This window comes from Pseudomonas sp. B21-010, assembly GCF_024749325.1.
Classification (GTDB): Bacteria; Pseudomonadota; Gammaproteobacteria; order Pseudomonadales; family Pseudomonadaceae; genus Aquipseudomonas; species Aquipseudomonas kilonensis.
The window spans coordinates 5,069,060-5,087,238 of the sequence record NZ_CP087198.1; the positions used below are offsets into that span (position 1 = coordinate 5,069,060).

Genomic DNA, 18,179 nt, shown 5'->3' on the forward strand with positions numbered 1-18,179 from the left:
CCGAAAAGGCGCTTGCGCCCTCCGAGGGCGTAGGTACGTAGGAGCGTAGGAGCTGTCGAGTGCAACGAGGCTGCGATCTTTCCCCAAACACTTGAGTCCCAAGCGGAAGATCAAAAGATCGCAGGCTTCGCCAGCTCCTACAGGGCTCAGGGCGAGCGATGGCGGTGGTACAGGCCCCAAGACGTTCCAACATGCTATCGTGCCCGCCCGACTTTCCACTGGTTTACGCCAGCATGCTGCCGACTACCCGTACCTTGCGTCTGTCGTTGTACACCTTGCTGATCCTCACCGGCGCGGCCGTTGCCGCCACCCTCGCCGTGCGCCACGCCGAACGCGCGGCCCTGGAAGAAGACGCCAGCCGGGCCAACCAGCAGTTGGCGCTGTACGCCACTTCGCTGCATACCCTGATCGAACGCTACCGCGCCCTGCCCGCCGTGCTGGCGCTGGACCCGGAGTTACGCTCGGCCCTCAAGGGGCCGGTCAGCGCCGCGCAGCAGGATGCGTTGAACCGCAAGCTGGAACAGATCAATGGCGCCGCCCAGTCATCCACCCTGGAATTGCTCGACCACACAGGCCTGGCCGTCGCGGCCAGCAACTGGCGCCTGCCCAGCAGCTATGTCGGGCACAACTATGGCTTTCGTCCGTATTTCCTCCAGACCCGCACCCAGGGCACCGGGCGTTTTTATGCGGTGGGCGTGACCAGCGGCATCCCGGGGTACTTTCTCTCCAGCGCCGTGACCGACGACAACGGCGAGTTCCTCGGCGCAATGGTGGTAAAGCTGGAGTTTCCGGAGCTTGAGCGCGAATGGCGCCAGGGCAGCGACACCCTGCTGGTCAGCGATGCCCGGAGCATCATCTTCATCGCCAACCGCCCGGGCTGGCGTTATCGCCACTTGCAGCCGCTGAGCGACAGCGACCGCGCCGAGCTCAAGGCCACCCGTCAATACGACAAGCAACCGCTGCAACCGCTGGTTTACGAGCCGTTACGGCGCTTTGACGACAATAGCCATCTGGCCCGGGTCGAGACCCCCGATGGCTCGACGGACTACCTGTGGGAATCCTTGCCGCTGACCGCCGAAGGCTGGACGCTGCACTTGCTGCGCCGTCCGCAGATCGCCTTCGAAGACCGGCGCAATGCCGGGCTCGCGGCCGCCGGGTCGTGGCTGGCGCTGGTGTTCCTGCTGCTGTTTCTCAACCAGCGCTGGCGCCTGGCAAAATTGCGCCAGCGCAGCCGCGAAGAGCTTGAACGGTTGGTCGAAGAACGTACCCGGGATCTGCGCACGGCCCAGGACGGGCTGGTGCAATCGGCCAAGCTGGCGGCACTGGGACAGATGTCCGCGGCCCTGGCCCATGAAATCAACCAGCCCTTGACCGCCCAACGCATGCAATTGGCGACCCTGCGCTTGTTGCTCGATCACGGCCGGGTCGATGACGCCTACAAGGCCCTCAAGCCGGTGGACGACATGCTGACGCGCATGGCCGCCCTCACCGGTCACCTGAAGACCTTTGCCCGCAAAAGCCCCAGCGGTCTGCGCGAACGCCTGGACCTGGCGGCGGTGGTCGACCAGGCGCTGCAATTGCTGGACACGCGCCTGCGCGACGAACAGATCAACACCGTGCTGCACGTGACTCGACCGGCCTGGGTGCGCGGCGATGCGATCCGCCTCGAACAGGTGTTGATCAACCTGCTGCGCAACGCCCTCGACGCCATGGCCGACCAACCCATCAAGCGCCTGGAAGTGCGCCTGGAGGCCGATGAGCAATTGTGGCGCCTGACCGTCAGTGACAGCGGCACCGGGATCGCCGAGGAACACCTGGCCCAGGTGTTCGATCCATTCTTCACCACCAAGGCGGTGGGCGATGGCCTGGGCCTGGGGCTGGCGGTTTCGTTTGCAATCATCCATGAATCCGGTGGACGACTGACGGCGGACAACCATGAGCACGGCGCGGTATTCTGCGTGACCTTGCCCATTGATCAGGAGGCGCAACTGCATGCTTGATTCAGTCATGGTCGTGGATGACGAAGGCAGCATCCGCAGTGCCGTCGAGCAGTGGTTGAGCCTGTCGGGGTTCCAGGTGCAGTTGTTCAGCCGCGCCGACGAATGCCTGGCCCGGTTGCCGGAGCATTTCCCCGGGGTGATCCTCAGCGATGTGCGCATGCCCGGCCTCAGCGGCCTGGAACTGTTGGCCGAAGTGCGCCGCCGCGATCCCGACCTGCCGGTGATTCTGTTGACCGGCCACGGCGACGTACCCATGGCCGTGGAGGCCATGCGCGACGGCGCCTACGACTTCCTGGAGAAACCCTTCAGCCCCGAAGCCCTGCTCGGCAGCCTGCGCCGGGCCCTGGACAAGCGCACCCTGGTCCTGGAAAACCGTCGCCTGCATGAACAGGCCGACGCCCGGGTCCGACTCGATGGGACGCTGCTGGGGGTTTCCCGTGCGTTGCAAAACCTGCGGCGCCAGGTGCTGGACCTGGCCGCACTGCCGGTCAACGTGTTGATCCGCGGCGAAACCGGCAGCGGCAAGGAACTGGTCGCCCGTTGCCTGCACGACTTCGGCCCGAGGGCGAGCAAACCCTTTGTCGCGTTGAACTGCGCGGCCATTCCCGAGGCGCTGTTCGAAGCGGAGCTGTTCGGCCACGAAAGCGGCGCCTTCACCGGCGCCCAAGGCAAGCGCATCGGCAAGCTCGAATACGCCGACGGCGGCACGCTGTTTCTCGACGAAATCGAGAGCATGCCCCTGGCCCAGCAGGTCAAGTTGCTGCGGGTATTGCAGGAACAGAAGCTCGAACGCCTGGGCTCCAACCAGAGCATACAGGTGGACCTGCGCATCATCGCCGCCACCAAGCCCGATCTGCTGGACGAAGCCCGGGCCGGGCGTTTTCGCGAAGACCTGGCCTATCGCCTGAACATCGCCGAGCTGCGCCTGCCGCCGCTGCGTGAACGGCGCGAGGACATTCCCTTGCTGTTCGAACATTTCACCCACAGCGCCGCCGAACGCCTGGGCCGCCCCGCCGCGCCCCTGAGCGGCCCGCAGTTGAGCCATCTGCTCAGCCACGACTGGCCCGGCAACGTGCGGGAACTGGCCAATGTCGCCGAACGCCAGGTGTTGGGGCTCGATCAACTGCCCGTCCTGGAGACGGAGCCGGGCCAGTCCCTCGCGGCCCAGCAGGAAGCCTTCGAAGCCCAATGCCTGCGCGCCGCCCTGACCCGGCACAAAGGTGATGTGAAAGCCGTGCTTGAGGAACTGCAACTGCCGCGCCGCACCTTCAATGAGAAGATGCAGCGGCATGGGTTGAGTCGGGAGATGTTTTTGTAAGGCCGGCTGAATTTGCTGTGTCTGTACCGGCCTCATCGCGAGCAAGCTCGCTCCCACAGGGGCCTGTGTACACCGGCCAAAATGTGAGAGCAACTGTCTTGGATGGTTTATTTAGCCATCCTTTCCAGGGACAGCAAGACTCCCACAGGGGCATGTGTACACCGGGCAAAATGTGGGAGCGAGCTTGCTCGCGATGGGGCCAGTACAGACAACAGACCTCCCCTGCATAAGCGGATTCCCGCCCACACCCCCAACCACAATGAGCGGCTTTCCGCTCATCCAGCGCCATGCCCCCCTCTAAACCGGCCCTCCAGCAACTGGCACAGCTCCTGCTATAGCCCTGTCAGGCTGCGTTCCAACGCGCTCCACAAAAACAATTAAACGAAGGATCCTTCAATGGACAACTCCAACGCCCTGCCCATTGGGTCGGCTGCCGTGCCCGCCCGTGAAAGAACCACCGCCAGCCGCATCAAATCGATCTTCAGCGGCTCGGTCGGCAACATGGTCGAGTGGTATGACTGGTACGTCTACGCCGCATTCTCGTTGTACTTCGCCAAAGTCTTCTTCCCCAAGGGCGACACCACCGCCCAATTGCTGAATACCGCCGCGATCTTCGCCGTGGGCTTCCTGATGCGCCCGATCGGCGGGTGGTTGATGGGCCTGTACGCCGACCGTGCCGGTCGCAAACGTGCGTTGATGGCGTCGGTGTACCTGATGTGCTTCGGCTCGCTGATCATCGCCCTGAGCCCGAGCTACGAAACCATCGGCGTCGGCGCACCGATCCTGCTGGTGTTTGCCCGCCTGCTCCAAGGCCTGTCGGTGGGTGGCGAGTATGGCACCTCGGCGACCTACCTGAGCGAGATGGCGACCAAGGAACGTCGCGGCTTCTTCTCCAGCTTCCAGTACGTGACCCTGATCTCCGGCCAGCTCATCGCCCTGGGCGTGTTGATCGTGCTGCAACAGACCCTCACCACCGAACAGCTGTATGCCTGGGGCTGGCGCATCCCGTTCGCCATCGGCGCGCTGTGTGCGGTCGTGGCGCTGTACCTGCGACGCGGCATGGAAGAAACCGAGTCGTTCACCAAGAAGGAAAAAGCCAAGGAAAGCGCGATGCGCACCTTGATGCGCCATCCAAAAGAGCTGATGACCGTGGTCGGCCTGACCATGGGCGGCACCCTGGCGTTCTACACCTACACCACCTACATGCAGAAATACCTGGTGAACACGGTCGGCATGAGCATCTCCGACTCCACCACTATTTCCGCCGCCACGCTGTTCCTGTTCATGTGCCTGCAACCAGTGATCGGCGGGCTGTCGGACAAGATCGGACGTCGGCCGATCCTGATTGCCTTCGGCATCCTCGGCACCCTGTTCACCGTGCCGATCCTCACCACCTTGCACACCATCCAGACCTGGTGGGGCGCGTTCTTCCTGATCATGGCCGCGCTGATCATCGTCAGCGGCTACACCTCGATCAACGCCGTGGTGAAAGCCGAGTTGTTCCCCACCGAAATCCGCGCCCTGGGCGTCGGCCTGCCGTACGCACTGACCGTGTCGATCTTCGGCGGCACCGCTGAATACATCGCCCTGTGGTTCAAGAGCGTCGGCATGGAAACTGGCTACTACTGGTACGTGACGGCGTGCATCGCCGTGTCGCTGCTGGTGTACATCACCATGAAAGACACCCGCAAACACTCGCGGATCGTGACTGACTGATGAGTGTTCCTGCAGTTACTGCAACGGTGACTGCAATGGCCCCATCGCGAGCAGGCTCGCTCCCACAGGGTTGGCGTAAATCCCTGTGGGAGCGAGCCTGCTCGCGATTGGAAGCGACTCGGTTTCAAGTCAACTCAGCAGTGCCCTGCTTGCCATAACGGTTCTGCGCATAGGTTGCGCCAGCGATCATCACAATCAATATCCCCGCCAGCACCGCCGACGAACCGATGGTGCCGAAGTCCAGGCCACCCTTGTCATGAGACTTGGTCATCAAGTCGCCCAGCGTCGCTCCCAGGGGGCGCGTCAGCACGAACGCGATCCAGAACAACACCACCGACGAAATACGGGTGAAGTACTTGAGCAGCACGACCACGGCAATGGTCGAGCCGATCAGCAATGCGCCGCCAGCAAAGCCCAGGCCCGAATCGTCGGCCAGGTAATCACCGAGTGCGGTGCCCAAGGTGTTGGAAAACAGAATCGCCATCCAATAGAACATCTCGCCGCGAAAGGTCTGCACCTTGGTGACGTTGAGCGAATCCCCACTCAAGCGCCAAGCCGCGAAAATCGCCAACAGAATCGCAATCAGGATCATCGACCCTGTGGCGTAACCCAGCTCAAGGGTGCGATCCATGAAATCGGACATCGTGGTGCCCGCAGTGCTGGTGGACAGGATCACGATCCAGTACAGCATCGGCTTGTAGGTCTTGGCCATCAGTTGCGTAACCAGCGTCAGGACGAACACGCTGATCAGAATCAGCGAGCTGATGGCGTAACCGACATCAAGGGTCATCGACAGCAAATCCCCTGCGGTTTCGCCCAGGGTCGTCGCGCAGATCTTCATGACCCAGAAGGCCAGGGTAATTTGGGGCAATTTATTCATCGCAGGGCAATCTCCAGTGTGTGACGGCAGGCTCTTGGTGGCCACGGGGGGCAGACTGGGGATGCGTGGGTGAAAAACAGGTCGGGAATGTATGAAAAATCTGTCACACACGCCAAAACAGCGATTAATCACCCGTTAATGCTGACGCCGCATCTTGGACTCACCTGATCGATGACCTGCGCGACGTTCGCTCCGACGATGGAAGCGAATGACATACGCCGCCCTTAATATCTATTTAATCGATTGCTTTTAGCATTAATTTGCACACTTTAATCAATTTAGTTGGCGTGGCATTCAATCCATGCAAGACACATCGCCAACGAATCCGGAGTGACCACCATGAAAACCAAACTGATTGCCGCCCTGACCTTTTCTGTACTGGCCGGTAGCGCCTTCGCCGACGATGGCTTCGACCGCACCGGCACAGCCGCTTTTATCGCCACTGCCCACGAACGCGTCGGTTCAGCCACCGTTGCCAAGAAAGATGAAAACCACGCCATTGAGCCCGCCGTCGCCGCCGATGGCTCGGACCGTGCGGATGCGGCGTCTACCAACTGATCCCATTCATCACTACACCCTGTGGGAGCGAGCTTGCTCGCGATGACGGTGTGTCAGCCAAAATATTTTTAGCCGATACGCCGCCATCGCGAGCAAGCTCGCTCCCACAGGGTTTTAGGCTGCTGACAAAACGGGTTGATCGCTGCACTATCGTCGGATCCCTCCCAATAGCACCGGACCTGTACATTCTCATGCCCGACGACATCCACTACTACGAACCCACCCAAGGCCACGGCCTGCCCCATGACCCGTTCAACGCCATCGTCGGCCCGCGCCCCATTGGCTGGATTTCGTCCCAGGATGCCGAAGGCCGCCTGAACCTGGCGCCCTACAGTTTCTTCAACGCCTTCAACTACATTCCGCCGATCATCGGGTTCTCCAGCGTCGGGCGCAAAGACAGCCTGAACAACATCGAACAGACCGGCGAATTCGCCTGGAACCTGGCCACGCGCCCGCTGGCCGAGCAGATGAACCAGAGCTGCGCGATGGTCGCGCCAGAGGTCAATGAGTTCGAACTGGCGGGTTTGATGCCGGCGGCGTCACGGGTAATCCAGGTTCCGCGCGTCGCCGAAAGCCCGGTGTCCTTCGAATGCAAGGTCACGCAGATCATTCAACTGCAGCGGGCGGACAAAGAACTGGTGCCAAGCTGGCTGATCCTCGGCGAAGTGGTCGCCGTGCATATCGCCAAGTGGTTGTTGAAGGATGGGGTATACGACACCGCCGCCGCCGAGCCGATCTTGCGCGGTGGCGGGCCGGCGGATTATTTCCAGTTGGGGCCTGAGGCGTTGTTCAAGATGCATCGCCCAAAGTAGGAGCAGCGCGATCCCCTGTGGCGAGGGAGCTTGCTCCCGCTGGGCTGCGAAGCAGCCCCTTTTCTGGTGGGTGCTTCGCACCCAAGCGGGAGCAAGCTCCCTCGCCACAAAAGCATTCCCATCAATGCTGATTTACCAGACCAACCCGCCCTCGTCGTCGACACCCTTGAGGTGGGTCAGCTGCAGGGCTGCCGCTTCATCGGCTTTGACCGCGGTCTCGAAGGTCTGCTCTTCAAGGATCTTGTTGAAGCGCGGCGCACCTGAGCCGCCGATGGCCTTGGTGGCAATGGCGGCATGGTAGCCGCCGCCGTCCTTGGGAACGACTGCGGAAACGGCTTCAAAGGTTTCAAAGGCTTTACGTGCCATGTCTTGTGCATCCTGGCGGTGGAAAATGACACTCATTAAACCTTCAACCGGCCAGTTTGTGTACCTGCGCCCGGCACCCTTCGGTCGCCTGGGCGGCGGAGACTTCCCTGAAGGTATGAAAATCCAGGCTGCTCACCACCAGGTCCTGCACCAGCTCGGCGAAAATCGCCATGGCCGGTGAATTGAAGTAGGCATCCATCGACGACTGATTGACCCACAGCCCCGACACCAGCCACAAATCAGCGTCACATTGCGATTGCTGCAAGGCAAAGTGCAAACAACCGGGAGCCAGGCGCGAGGGCGCGATCAGCGTACTCAGGCGCGCCCCCAGTTGCCTGGAGCAACCGGTACGGGCCCGGACGAAAGCCATGTGACTGACGGGGATCTGTGTAGTCATGTTCAACCCTCCCAGGTAATCCGTTGTGCAGCCGGGGACAGCTGCGACAGGATCAAAGGTTAAGCGCCACGACGCCAGTTTCGTTAGTCGATTCCTGCCGACCCATTGCACAATCCTGCGCATCGGTATCACAGAATTTGCCATCGATCCGGTCGAAACCCGGGAAGTTGAAACAAAAGGTTTCAAGCAAGTTTCCATAGCATTGCAGCGTCATGGCCCCTTGCACCGTGCAGGATCAGGCAAGCTTTCAACAGGATGTTGCTATCGCTGCGCCTTGCACAAACATAAGCTTTTGTTCATCGCTCCCTATCGCCTGAGGATCCCGGCATGTCGCCACTCGACCACGCCCACGTCCCGCTGGACACGTACCTGGAACAACAGCGCGCCGAACTGGCGTCGATCATCGACCGCAACACCAGCGAAGACGGCAGCTACGCCACGGCCATCGGCTCGCTGAATCTGTCACGGCACAGCCAGCCGCATAAGTTCGCTCCGGTGTTGGCACAACCGGCGCTGTGCATCATGGCCCAGGGCAGCAAACAGGTGCGCCTGGCGGATGAGTTGTTCAACTACGACCCACTCCATTACCTGGTGGTCTCGGTCTCGATGCCGTTGAGTGGTTGCATTGCCGACGTTTCGCCCGAGCAGCCGATCCTGGCCCTGCGCCTGGATATCGACCCGACGGAAATCACCGCGTTGATCGCCGATGCCGGCCCCTTGGGCGTGCCGACCCGCCCCGCCGGGCGTGGGCTGTACGTCGAACGCCTGGACACGCCGATGCTCGACGCCGTACTGCGCCTGGCGCGGTTGCTCGATACACCGAAAGACATCGCCATGCTCGCGCCGCTGGTTCGCCGGGAAATCCTCTATCGTCTGCTGCGCAGTCCCCAGGGCTATCGGCTGTACGAAATCGCTATCGCCAACAGTCAGAGCCATCGCATCAGCCAGGCGATCAAATGGCTCAACGGCCATTTCGAACAGCCGCTGCGCATCGATGACCTGGCCCGGGAAGTGAACCTCAGCGTCTCGACCCTGCATCACCGCTTCAAGGCCATGACCGCCATGAGCCCGCTGCAATACCAGAAGCAACTGCGCCTGCAGGAAGCCCGCCGGCTGATGCTCGCCGAAGGGCTGGAAGCCTCGGCGGCGGGGTATCGGGTGGGTTATGAAAGCCCTTCGCAGTTCAGCCGCGAGTACAGCCGGTTGTTCGGCGCGCCGCCGTTACGGGATCTGGCGCGGTTGCGGATGACTGTTTGACCCTGGATTTTGTGTTGACTGGGCCGGCCCCATCGCGAGCAAGCTCGCTCCCACAGGGGCTCCCTGTTCACAACAATCTATTGTGGGAGCGAGCTTGCTCGCGATGAGGCCAGCAAAAACACCTCGTCTCTTGAACTCAGGCACCGAGCAACCGACACGCCTGCGCCGGTATGGTCACCGACACCGCATGCCCAATCCCCAGGTCCATGCCCTGGCAAGGCGTGCTCAGCGCCGTGAACGAGATTCCGGAACATTCCACCGTGGTCTCGACGGTCGCACCGATGTCCCGCACGAACGTCACCTTGCCCAGCAACCGGTTACCCGCCGTGGCCTGGGGCGAGGACAGTTGCAGGTCTTCGGGGCGCACCAGCAACTTGATCTTCTCGCCAGCGATGACGCTATGGCTGGCCGGCACGTCCAGCGTGTCCCCGCCCGGCAGCCCGACCCGGCCATTGCCCAGGGTGGTCGCCGGAAAAATGTTGCCTGAGCCGATGAAGTCGGCGACGAATTCATTGGCCGGGTGGCGGTAGATCTCGATCGGCGTACCGACCTGCTGCACCCGATGTTCCCCCAGCACCACGACGATGTCGGCCATGGTCATGGCTTCGCGTTGATCGTGGGTCACCAAAATAGTGGTGATGTTCAACCGCTGTTGCAGTTGGCGGATTTCCACTTGCATCGACTCGCGCAACTTGGCGTCCAGGGCCGACAGCGGTTCGTCCAGCAAGAGGATCTTCGGCCGGGCGGCAATGGCCCGGGCAATCGCCACGCGCTGGCGCTGGCCGCCAGACAGTTTCGCCACGGGCCGGTCGATCATCGCCTGGAGCTGGATCAGTTCCAGCAACTCCACCACCCGCGCCTGTTGCTCGGCCTTGCCCACGCCCCGCAATTTCAGCGGATAGGCAATGTTCTCGCCGACGGTCATGTGGGGAAACAAGGCCAACGATTGAAACACCATGCCGAAGTTGCGCAGGTGCGCCGGGGTGTGGCCGATGTCTTGGCCATCCAGGCGGATTTCGCCGCCGCTGAGGCTTTCCAGGCCGGCGATCATGCGCAGCAAGGTGGTCTTGCCACAGCCCGAAGGCCCGAGAAAACACACCAGCTTGCCCTCGGGCAAATGCAGATTCACGTCCGTGACCGCGCAGGCCGAGCCGTAATGTTTCTCGACGTTTTCCAGTATCAGTCCAGTCATGTCTTCACCTCGAAATCAAAAGGAAACGCCGCCCTCGCCCACCAGCTTCTCCAACGCCCAGATCAGCACGAAGTCGATCAGCACGATGAGCACGGCAAACGAGAAAACGGTGGGGTCCAGCGACGACACGGTGCGGCTGTACATCCAGATCGGCACGGTCATGACATCGATGGTGTAGAGGAAATAGGTCACGGTGAATTCGTTGAACGAGACAATGAACGCCAGCAGCATCCCGGCGAGAATCCCCGACTTCATCAACGGCACCACCACATCGACGATGGCCCGCCGTGGTGTCGCCCCGAGCATTCGCGCGGCTTCTTCGACTTCGCTGCCGATGCCGAGCATGGCGGCGGTGCAGTTCTTCACCACGAACGGCAAGGCGAGGATCACGTGGGCAATGACCAGCCGCGAGGTGGTCATCTGGAATGGCAGGCTGTCGAATACCAGCAGCAGCGCCAACCCCAGCACCACCATGGGAAACACCAGCGGCAGCGACATCAGTTGCAACGCCACGGCCTTGCCACGGAACTCGCAACGGGTCAGCGCGTAGGCCGCCGGCACTGCGATCAGCGTGGCGAAAATCATCGTCAGGCAGGCCACCAACAAACTGGTGCCCATGGCCTGGCCCAGGCTCAGTACATCGCTGGCATCCGGCGATACGAAGGTGTGCCAGGCGGCCCGATACCATTGCAGGCTGTAGCTGCTTGGCGGAAAATCCAGGTTCGCCGCGCCGCTGAAGGACATGACGATCATGGTCAGGATCGGCAGCACCGCCAGCAACAGGATGAAGCCCGACAGCAGCCCCACTGCGCGTCCGGTTTCACCGGGCAACAGCGCCTGGCGTTTTTTGCTCAACGCACTCATTGAGAAGCCTCCAGCATCCGCCGACGACGGCCGGTGAAATATTCGGACAGGGTCATGATCATCAACGTGGTGACAATCAGCACCACCCCGGCGGCGGACGCGGCGGGCCAGTTCATCAACGGGGCAATCTGGTCGTGGACCATCACCGCCAGCATCGGCACCCGCCGACCGCCCAACAGCAGCGGCACGACAAAGCTGCTGGCGTTGTAGGCAAACACCAGCGTCGCGCCAGTGATGATGCCCGGCAGGCTCATGGGCAGCACCACTTGGCGAAACACCTGGAAGCGGCTGGCGCCGAGGGTGGCGGCGGCCTCTTCATAGCTGCGGGCCACGCCACGCATGGCGCTGGCGATGGGCAGCACGGCCAGCGGGAAGGCCGTCTGGACCAGGCCCATCAACACACCATTCTGGTTGTACAGCAGCATGATCGGCCGCTTGATCAGGCCCAGGCCCATGAGTGCCTGATTGAGCATGCCGGCAGGGCCGAGGATCACCAGCCAGCCATAGCTTTGCAGCAGCAGGTTGACCAACAGCGGCAACAGCACCGCTGCCAGGAACACCCGCCGCAACAACGGCGAGGCCAGGCGCGACATGGTGTAAGCCACGGGGATCGCCAGCAGCACGGCGATCACCGCGCTGATCAATGCAAGGCGCAAGGTCAGCAGCAGGGACTTGAGGTAATAAGGCTCCAGCAACTGCCCGTAGCTGGCGAGGCTGAACCCACTCCACTCCGCGCCCTTGGTGCCGACGCTCATGCGCAGCACCAACAGGCTGGCAGCGATCAGCACACCGAGAAACAACATCGACGGCGACAGGAACAGCCAGGCTCGGCGGGTGGGTGAGCTCTCCCGGGGTGGACGCATGGGCGCGACGCTCTGGTGATGGGTTAACGGTAGGTGTTCCATGGCAAGATCTCGTCAGTGGAAAACGACAGAAAAAACACAATCTCAAAACAACCCAATTCCCTGTGGGAGCGAGCTTGCTCGCGAAGGCGACGGCACCGTCAGCATCTCCAGCAACTGAACCACCGCTATCGCGAGCAAGCTCGCTCCCACACTGGCTCTCGGATGGGCCGAAAGACCAATGCACACCGCAATTCCCCTGTGGGAGCGAGCTTGCTCGCGAAGGCGGCGGCACCGTCAACATCTCCAGCAACTGAACCACCGCTATCGCGAGCAAGCTGGGTCTCGGGCGGTCACAGAGGCCGCGTACCCCTCAATTTCTTACGCCGGGCAGGCGACGTGCAGCGTTTGTTTCAGGAAGAGAAGATTTCCGTGTACCGGCGAATCCATTGGTCATGCACCGTCGCCAGGAAGGCGTTGTCGTGCATGATCGCTTTGTCGGCGATTTGCTCCGGGGTGAGGATGTAGGGGCTCTTGCGCGCTTCGCTGGAGATGATGGCCTTGGCGTTGACCGGGCCGTTGAAGATATCTTCGGCCATCTTGCCCTGCACCAGCGGGTCGAGGGAGTGGTCGATGAAGGCGTAGGCCAGGTCGGTGTCGCCCGGGCGATTTTTCGGCATGACCGAGAGCATCAGGTCGGTGTAGAAACCTTCCTTCATGCCGAACGTCGCCCCCAGGCTGTAGGCCGGGTCGCGGATCTGCTTGGGGAAAAACGCCGGCGCGTACAAGCCGCCCATGTCCAGGGAGCCGGTGCGAAACAACTCGGCGATCTGGTTCGGGTTTTCCCCCAGGGTCACCACCCGGTCCTTGAGCTCGGCGAGTTTCTTGAAGCCGGGCTCTATGTTGTGTTCGTCACCACCGGCCAGCTTGGCAGCGATGATGATCAGGTCCATGGCCTCGGTCCAGTTCGGCGGCGGCAGGAAAATGTTCGGCGCCAGGTCCGCATCCCAAAGCGCGGCGTAACTGTCCGGCGCCTGACTCAAGGTCCGGGTGCTGTAGACCAGGCTGTTGCACCACAGCAGGTAACCAATGCCATGGCCGCCGGCACCCGTGCGGTATTGCGCCGGCACGTCGGCCAGGTTGGGAATGCGGTTGAGGTCGGGCTTTTCCAGCAACCCGGCGGCGGCCAGGCCCTCGGCGCCGACGCCGGCCAGGGTGATGATGTCGTACTGCGGCCGGTCGCCACCGGCCTTGAGCTTGGCGACCATTTCCGAGGTACTGCCGGTGCGGTCGGCAATGACCTTGGCCCCGGTCTTGGCCTCGAAGGTGGCTGCGATGTTGCGCAACGCCGCCAGCCCGGTGTCGTCGGACCAGGTGAGCAGGCGCAGGGTCTTGCCGACGAACCGCGTATCGCTGGCCCGGGCGCTGATGAAAGGCACGCTCATGGCGGCCGCCGCTACCGAAACCACACTTGCAGTCTTGATGAATTGACGTCTGTTCAGATCATGCTCGCCCATGGAGGACTCCCTTTATTCTTTTAAGTATGAGGTGGGTAAAAACCGTTGCGCCCGCACCGTTCGACGTCGAGCAAAGCCCCGTACCACAAGGGTTTCACCGCCGCCTGCGGCCATCCTGAGGTTGTGCAAAATCCCTGACTATCGAAAAAAACTCATTGGAGCCATGTTCCTGGCGCATGCCTTTTTTCGAGGCATGCGTGACCTGAGAACGTGCCGTCAGACCGCCCGGATCACATGCTTGATTTCCTGAAACGCGGCCAATCCCCAAGGCCCCAATTCGCGACCCAGACTGCTCTGCTTGTAACCGCCCCACGCCGCCTGGGGAAAAATCACCTGGGGCGCGTTGATCCACACCAGCCCTGCCTGCAAAGCGTTGGCCACCTGTTCGGCAGCCGTCGCATCACGGCTGACCACACTGGCCACCAGGCCGAAACGGCTGTCGTTGGCCTGGGTGATGGCCTGCGCCGGGGTGCTGAAACGGCGCACGCACAGCACCGGCCCGAAGATCTCTTCGCACCACAACGCACTGTCCAGGGGCACATCGGTGAAGATTGTCGGCTGTAAAAAAAAGCCGCGCGACAGATGCGCGGGCCGCTGCCCACCGCACACCAGCGTCGCTCCGGCGCTCAAGCCTCGGTCGATGTGCCCCAGCACCCGCTGGTATTGCGCCTGGTTGACCAGCGCACCCATCTCCACATCCGGGTCAAACGGGTCGGCCACGCGGATCGCCTCGGCGCGGGTCTTGAGCCGTTGCAGGAATTCATCGGCCAGTTCATCGGCGACCAGCACACGACTGGTGGCCGAACACATCTGCCCGGCATTGAAGAAACCGCCGCCACAGGCCAGCTCCACCGCCAAGTCCAGGTCAGCATCGGCCAGCACCAGCAGAGACGATTTGCCGCCCAATTCCAGGCTCACGCCCTTCACCGTTTCCGCCGCCCGTTGCATCACTTGCACACCCACCGCATTGCTGCCGGTGAAGGAAATCTTTGCCACGCGCGGGTCCGCCGCCAATGGCGCCCCCACTGCCAGGCCCGTGCCGCAGACCAGGTTGAACACCCCGTGGGGCAAACCGCATCCGGCGATGATCGAGGCCAGTTCCAGCTCCGGCAACGGCGTGACCTCCGAAGGCTTGAGCACCACGCAGCAGCCGGCGGCCAACGCCGGGGCGAGTTTCCAGGCCGTGGTGACCATCGGAAAATTCCACGGCACGATCAGGCCGACCACGCCGCAAGGTTCGCGGCGCAGGCGTGCGCTGAAATCAGCACTGGGCAATGCCAGCGGACTGTCTTGCCGAGCGTCCAGGCCTTCGGCCAGTTCGGCGTAATACTCGAAGGTGGCGACCACATCGTCGACATCGATGGCCGCTTCGAACAGCGGTTTGCCATTGTTGCTCGATTGCAGGTGCATCAACCGTTCACGAGCGTCCAGCACGCCAGCGGCAATCCGGCGCAGGACCGCGCCACGCTCGGCGCCGGTGGTGCTCGACCAGTGCGTGAAAGCCTGGGTCGCGGCGTTCAACGCCTGATCGACGGCGCGTTCATCGCCGCCATAAACGGTGGTCAGCAGCGCTTCGGTCGCCGGGTTGATCACCCGCAGCGGTTGATCGCCGGCCAGCCACTCACCGTTGATGTACAGCCCGTCTTGCGTCGTAGGGAAATTCATTTCGACACCTGCGCCATCCAGGTTGCCTGGTCGATTTCGATCAGCGTCGGGCCCTGCCGGTCGCAAGCGGCGAGTAACGCATCGTGCAGTTGCGCCACGCCGTCGATGGCTTCGGCAGCGCAGCCCAAGGCCTTGGCGACGCCGATGAAATCCGGGGTGTAGATGTCCACGCCCACCGGTTCGATGGCGCGGTTGACCATGTATTTCTTGATCTCTTCGTAGCCCTGGTTATTCCACAGCAGCACGATGACTGGCGTGCGCGCTTCCACGGCGCTGGCCAGTTCCGGCAGGGTGAACTGCAACCCGCCGTCGCCAATCAAACACACCACCGCCGGGCGACCATGGCCCTGGTCCTTGCCACCAAGCCAGGCGCCAATGGCCGCCGGCAAGGCGTAGCCGAGGGTGCCGTAGCCGGTGGATGAATTGAACCAGCGGCGTGGCTGCTCCGGGTTGAAGGTCAGGTTGCCGGTGTACACCGGTTGGGTCGAATCGCCGACGAACACCGCCTCCGGTAGCGCTTGCAAGACGGTGTCGAGAAACAAGGTCTGGGCGCGGGTCGCGGCGTCCCAACTGCCTTTAAGATCCGCGCGCAACCGGGCGGCACGCGTCGCTCCCCAATCGGCGCGGCGCTCGGCCAAGGGTTGCCGGTCCAGCTCATCAAGCAAGGCCCGGGCGGCGACACGGGCGTCGGCCACCAGCGCCAGATGCGGCGGGTAGTTGCGCACGGTCTGGTCCGCGTCGATGTCGATGCGCAGCAGCGCACCGGGGATCTCGAAGCCGCCGGCAAAGGTAATGTCGTAGTCGGTCTCGGCCAGTTCGGTGCCGATGGCCAGCACCACATCCGCTTCGGCCACCAACGCGCGGGTGGCGACCAGGCTCTGCGTGGAGCCGATCAGCAACGGATGCCGGGACGGCAACAGGCCCTTGGCATTGATGGTCAACGCCACTGGCGCGCCAAGACGTTCGGCCAGTTCGGTCAATTCGGCCGCCGCGTCGAGGGCGCCGCCACCGGCCAGGATCAATGGCCGCTTGGCCAATGCCAGCCTCGCAGCCATTTGCGCCACGGCACTCGGCGCAGCACCGGCGCGGTTGATGTTCACCGGCACGCTGGCGAGCAAGGCATCGGCGTCTTCAACCAGAACATCCAACGGGATTTCAATGTGCACCGGCCGCGGGCGCCCAGCCTGGAACACGGCAAACGCCCGGGCCAGCACGCCGGGCAATTCAGCGGCGGACATCAGCGTGTGGGAAAACGCCGCGACACCGCCCACCAATACAGCCTGGTTCGGCAGTTCATGCAACTTGCCGCGCCCGCCGCCCAACTGGCTGCGCGACTGCACGCTGGAGATCACCAGCATCGGGATCGAATCGGCGTAGGCCTGGCCCATGGCGGTGGTGATGTTGGTCATGCCGGGGCCGGTGATGATGAAACACACGCCGGGCTTGCCGCTGACCCGGGCGTAACCGTCGGCCATGAAACCTGCGCCCTGTTCATGACGCGGCGTCACATGGCGGATGCTGGAACGGGCCAGCCCGCGGTACAACTCGACGGTGTGCACGCCAGGAATGCCGAACACCTGCTCCACGCCATATGCTTGGAGCAACTTGACCAATACTTCGCCGCACGTCGCCATTGCCATTGCCTTTTTCTTGTCGTGTAAAGGACCTCGCACAGCCTGCGGCGGGACCCTTTTTTGTCTTGGGAATGGCGTTATTGGAACGGGCAGGCCATAGCGGCAACAATGGATAAAAAGTCATACTAGCCATGTCCTCACGTCATGGCTTGGATCCGAAATGAAACGACTTCCCCCGCTGCCGGCGCTGCACACGTTTCTGATCACGGCCCAATGCTGCAACTTCACCCGGGCCGCCGAACAACTGCACATCACCCAGGGCGCGGTGAGCCGGCAGATCGCCGGGCTGGAAGATCACCTGGGTTATGCGCTGTTCCAGCGCCAGGCACGCGGCCTGAGCCTGACCGCCGAAGGCCAGGCGTGGCTACCCCGGGTGCAGCAGGTGTTCAGCCTGATCGGGGACGCGGTCGAACAGGTCGGCGAAAAACGCCAGACCCTGCAACTCAAGGCCCCGACCTGCGTGATGCGCTGGCTGCTGCCGCGCCTGTTGCAATGGCAGAAGGAACGGCCGGACGTGCCGGTGGAGTTGACCACCACGGTCAGGCACGGCGTGGATTTCCAGCGCGAAACCTTCGACGCCGCGGTGGTCTATGGCCCACCACCCGACGCCTCGCTGGCGTGCGTGCATCTGTTCGATGAACAACTGACGCCCGTCTGCTCCCGCCCGGTCCTGGAAGGGCCGGTGCCGCTGCGTGAACCCGCCGACCTGCAACAACACTTGCTGTTGCACCCCACCCGTGACGAGCGCGACTGGAACGCCTGGCTGAAGGCAGCCGATGTGCACTTGAGCAATGTCAGCAAGGGCCAGCATTTCGAAACCCTGGACCTGGCGATGTCCATGGCTTCCCAAGGCACGGGCGTGGCGATTGGCGACTGGTCGCTGATCGGTGACGACCTGAGCGCCGGCCGGCTGGTGATGCCGTTCGAGCTGAAGGTCAAGACCGGGCTGGGTTATCACCTGGTGCATCCGCACAAACCCCAGGTGTCAGGGCCGTTGCAGGAGTTGATGGGGTGGTTGGTGGAGCAGGCACGGGCGCGGTAGCAACTGCCCCCTTCAAGGGTGAATGAAACTGTGGCGAGGGAGCTTGCTCCCGCTTGGGTTGCACTGTAGGAGCTGCCGAAGGCTGCGATCTTTTGATCTTGATCTTTCGCTCTTGATTC

Annotated in this window: 16 protein-coding genes; 7 read left to right on the top strand and 9 right to left on the bottom strand. The window is 62.5% G+C overall.

What is annotated here, in order from left to right; translation table 11 throughout:
- The first annotated feature begins 233 nt into the window (after positions 1-233).
- From LOY50_RS22535 to LOY50_RS22545, 3 genes are all read left to right on the top strand, one after another.
- Positions 234-2,000 (top strand): ATP-binding protein, encoded by a 1,767-nt coding sequence (locus LOY50_RS22535; protein WP_258689227.1) that lies wholly within the window; start codon positions 234-236, stop codon positions 1,998-2,000.
- A complete protein-coding gene (locus tag LOY50_RS22540) occupies positions 1,993-3,318 on the top strand; it encodes a sigma-54 dependent transcriptional regulator (protein WP_253477634.1) in 1,326 nt (441 codons plus the stop codon). The genes LOY50_RS22535 and LOY50_RS22540 overlap by 8 nt, the downstream gene beginning before the upstream one ends.
- 396 nt (positions 3,319-3,714) lie before the next feature.
- Positions 3,715-5,034: an MFS transporter gene (locus LOY50_RS22545; RefSeq protein WP_258689229.1), complete on the top strand. Its 1,320-nt coding sequence runs from the start codon at positions 3,715-3,717 to the stop codon at positions 5,032-5,034.
- Between the two features lie 124 nt (positions 5,035-5,158).
- Here the strand turns inward: LOY50_RS22545 and LOY50_RS22550 are convergent, their stop codons facing one another.
- Positions 5,159-5,914 (bottom strand): hypothetical protein, encoded by a 756-nt coding sequence (locus LOY50_RS22550; RefSeq protein ID WP_258689231.1) that lies wholly within the window; start codon positions 5,912-5,914, stop codon positions 5,159-5,161.
- Positions 5,915-6,253: 339 nt separating this feature from the next.
- On the opposite strand from LOY50_RS22550, the gene LOY50_RS22555 reads away from it, so the two are divergent.
- Positions 6,254-6,472: a hypothetical protein gene (locus tag LOY50_RS22555; protein ID WP_214509389.1), complete on the top strand. Its 219-nt coding sequence runs from the start codon at positions 6,254-6,256 to the stop codon at positions 6,470-6,472.
- Positions 6,473-6,663: 191 nt separating this feature from the next.
- Positions 6,664-7,284, top strand: a complete 621-nt coding sequence (locus LOY50_RS22560; RefSeq protein WP_258689233.1) for a flavin reductase family protein — start codon at positions 6,664-6,666, stop codon at positions 7,282-7,284.
- Between the two features lie 132 nt (positions 7,285-7,416).
- On the opposite strand, the gene LOY50_RS22565 is transcribed toward LOY50_RS22560, so the two are convergent.
- Both LOY50_RS22565 and LOY50_RS22570 read right to left on the bottom strand, forming a co-directional pair.
- Positions 7,417-7,650 (bottom strand): hypothetical protein, encoded by a 234-nt coding sequence (locus LOY50_RS22565; protein WP_214509387.1) that lies wholly within the window; start codon positions 7,648-7,650, stop codon positions 7,417-7,419.
- A 43-nt stretch (positions 7,651-7,693) separates the two neighbouring features.
- On the bottom strand, positions 7,694-8,047 hold the full coding sequence (locus LOY50_RS22570; protein ID WP_253477644.1) for a putative quinol monooxygenase: 354 nt from the start codon (positions 8,045-8,047) through the stop codon (positions 7,694-7,696).
- 327 nt (positions 8,048-8,374) lie between these two features.
- Here LOY50_RS22570 and LOY50_RS22575 point away from each other — a divergent pair, with 327 nt between their 5' ends.
- Positions 8,375-9,304, top strand: a complete 930-nt coding sequence (locus LOY50_RS22575; protein ID WP_253477647.1) for an AraC family transcriptional regulator — start codon at positions 8,375-8,377, stop codon at positions 9,302-9,304.
- A 136-nt stretch (positions 9,305-9,440) separates the two neighbouring features.
- On the opposite strand, the gene LOY50_RS22580 is transcribed toward LOY50_RS22575, so the two are convergent.
- From LOY50_RS22580 to LOY50_RS22605, 6 genes are all read right to left on the bottom strand, one after another.
- A complete protein-coding gene (locus LOY50_RS22580; RefSeq protein ID WP_230151197.1) occupies positions 9,441-10,496 on the bottom strand; it encodes an ABC transporter ATP-binding protein in 1,056 nt (351 codons plus the stop codon).
- A 15-nt stretch (positions 10,497-10,511) separates the two neighbouring features.
- Positions 10,512-11,360 carry an ABC transporter permease gene (locus LOY50_RS22585; protein WP_258689235.1) on the bottom strand — a complete coding sequence of 283 codons (849 nt, stop codon included), beginning with the start codon at positions 11,358-11,360 and terminating at the stop codon, positions 10,512-10,514.
- Positions 11,357-12,265 carry an ABC transporter permease gene (locus LOY50_RS22590; protein WP_214509383.1) on the bottom strand — a complete coding sequence of 303 codons (909 nt, stop codon included), beginning with the start codon at positions 12,263-12,265 and terminating at the stop codon, positions 11,357-11,359. Before LOY50_RS22590 ends, LOY50_RS22585 begins: the two co-directional genes overlap by 4 nt.
- A 350-nt stretch (positions 12,266-12,615) precedes the next feature.
- Positions 12,616-13,719: an ABC transporter substrate-binding protein gene (locus LOY50_RS22595; protein ID WP_258689236.1), complete on the bottom strand. Its 1,104-nt coding sequence runs from the start codon at positions 13,717-13,719 to the stop codon at positions 12,616-12,618.
- A gap of 216 nt (positions 13,720-13,935) precedes the next feature.
- Positions 13,936-15,384, bottom strand: coding sequence for an aldehyde dehydrogenase family protein (locus LOY50_RS22600; RefSeq protein WP_258689238.1), 1,449 nt, complete (start codon positions 15,382-15,384; stop codon positions 13,936-13,938).
- The gene (locus tag LOY50_RS22605; protein ID WP_258691266.1) at positions 15,381-17,018 is read right to left on the bottom strand and encodes a 5-guanidino-2-oxopentanoate decarboxylase; all 1,638 of its coding nucleotides are present in this window, start codon (positions 17,016-17,018) and stop codon (positions 15,381-15,383) included. The genes LOY50_RS22600 and LOY50_RS22605 overlap by 4 nt, the downstream gene beginning before the upstream one ends.
- Before the next feature lie 160 nt (positions 17,019-17,178).
- On the opposite strand from LOY50_RS22605, the gene LOY50_RS22610 reads away from it, so the two are divergent.
- The gene (locus LOY50_RS22610; protein ID WP_258689240.1) at positions 17,179-18,060 is read left to right on the top strand and encodes a LysR substrate-binding domain-containing protein; all 882 of its coding nucleotides are present in this window, start codon (positions 17,179-17,181) and stop codon (positions 18,058-18,060) included.
- Positions 18,061-18,179 lie beyond the last annotated feature (119 nt).

Coding starts and splice junctions, on each gene's coding strand:
- LOY50_RS22535 (WP_258689227.1), top strand. CDS start 234: ATGCTGCCGACTACCCGTACCTTGCGTCTGTCGTTGTACACCTTGCTG.
- LOY50_RS22540 (WP_253477634.1), top strand. CDS start 1,993: ATGCTTGATTCAGTCATGGTCGTGGATGACGAAGGCAGCATCCGCAGT.
- LOY50_RS22545 (WP_258689229.1), top strand. CDS start 3,715: ATGGACAACTCCAACGCCCTGCCCATTGGGTCGGCTGCCGTGCCCGCC.
- LOY50_RS22550 (WP_258689231.1), bottom strand. CDS start 5,914: ATGAATAAATTGCCCCAAATTACCCTGGCCTTCTGGGTCATGAAGATC.
- LOY50_RS22555 (WP_214509389.1), top strand. CDS start 6,254: ATGAAAACCAAACTGATTGCCGCCCTGACCTTTTCTGTACTGGCCGGT.
- LOY50_RS22560 (WP_258689233.1), top strand. CDS start 6,664: ATGCCCGACGACATCCACTACTACGAACCCACCCAAGGCCACGGCCTG.
- LOY50_RS22565 (WP_214509387.1), bottom strand. CDS start 7,650: ATGGCACGTAAAGCCTTTGAAACCTTTGAAGCCGTTTCCGCAGTCGTT.
- LOY50_RS22570 (WP_253477644.1), bottom strand. CDS start 8,047: ATGACTACACAGATCCCCGTCAGTCACATGGCTTTCGTCCGGGCCCGT.
- LOY50_RS22575 (WP_253477647.1), top strand. CDS start 8,375: ATGTCGCCACTCGACCACGCCCACGTCCCGCTGGACACGTACCTGGAA.
- LOY50_RS22580 (WP_230151197.1), bottom strand. CDS start 10,496: ATGACTGGACTGATACTGGAAAACGTCGAGAAACATTACGGCTCGGCC.
- LOY50_RS22585 (WP_258689235.1), bottom strand. CDS start 11,360: ATGAGTGCGTTGAGCAAAAAACGCCAGGCGCTGTTGCCCGGTGAAACC.
- LOY50_RS22590 (WP_214509383.1), bottom strand. CDS start 12,265: ATGGAACACCTACCGTTAACCCATCACCAGAGCGTCGCGCCCATGCGT.
- LOY50_RS22595 (WP_258689236.1), bottom strand. CDS start 13,719: ATGGGCGAGCATGATCTGAACAGACGTCAATTCATCAAGACTGCAAGT.
- LOY50_RS22600 (WP_258689238.1), bottom strand. CDS start 15,384: ATGAATTTCCCTACGACGCAAGACGGGCTGTACATCAACGGTGAGTGG.
- LOY50_RS22605 (WP_258691266.1), bottom strand. CDS start 17,018: ATGGCGACGTGCGGCGAAGTATTGGTCAAGTTGCTCCAAGCATATGGC.
- LOY50_RS22610 (WP_258689240.1), top strand. CDS start 17,179: ATGAAACGACTTCCCCCGCTGCCGGCGCTGCACACGTTTCTGATCACG.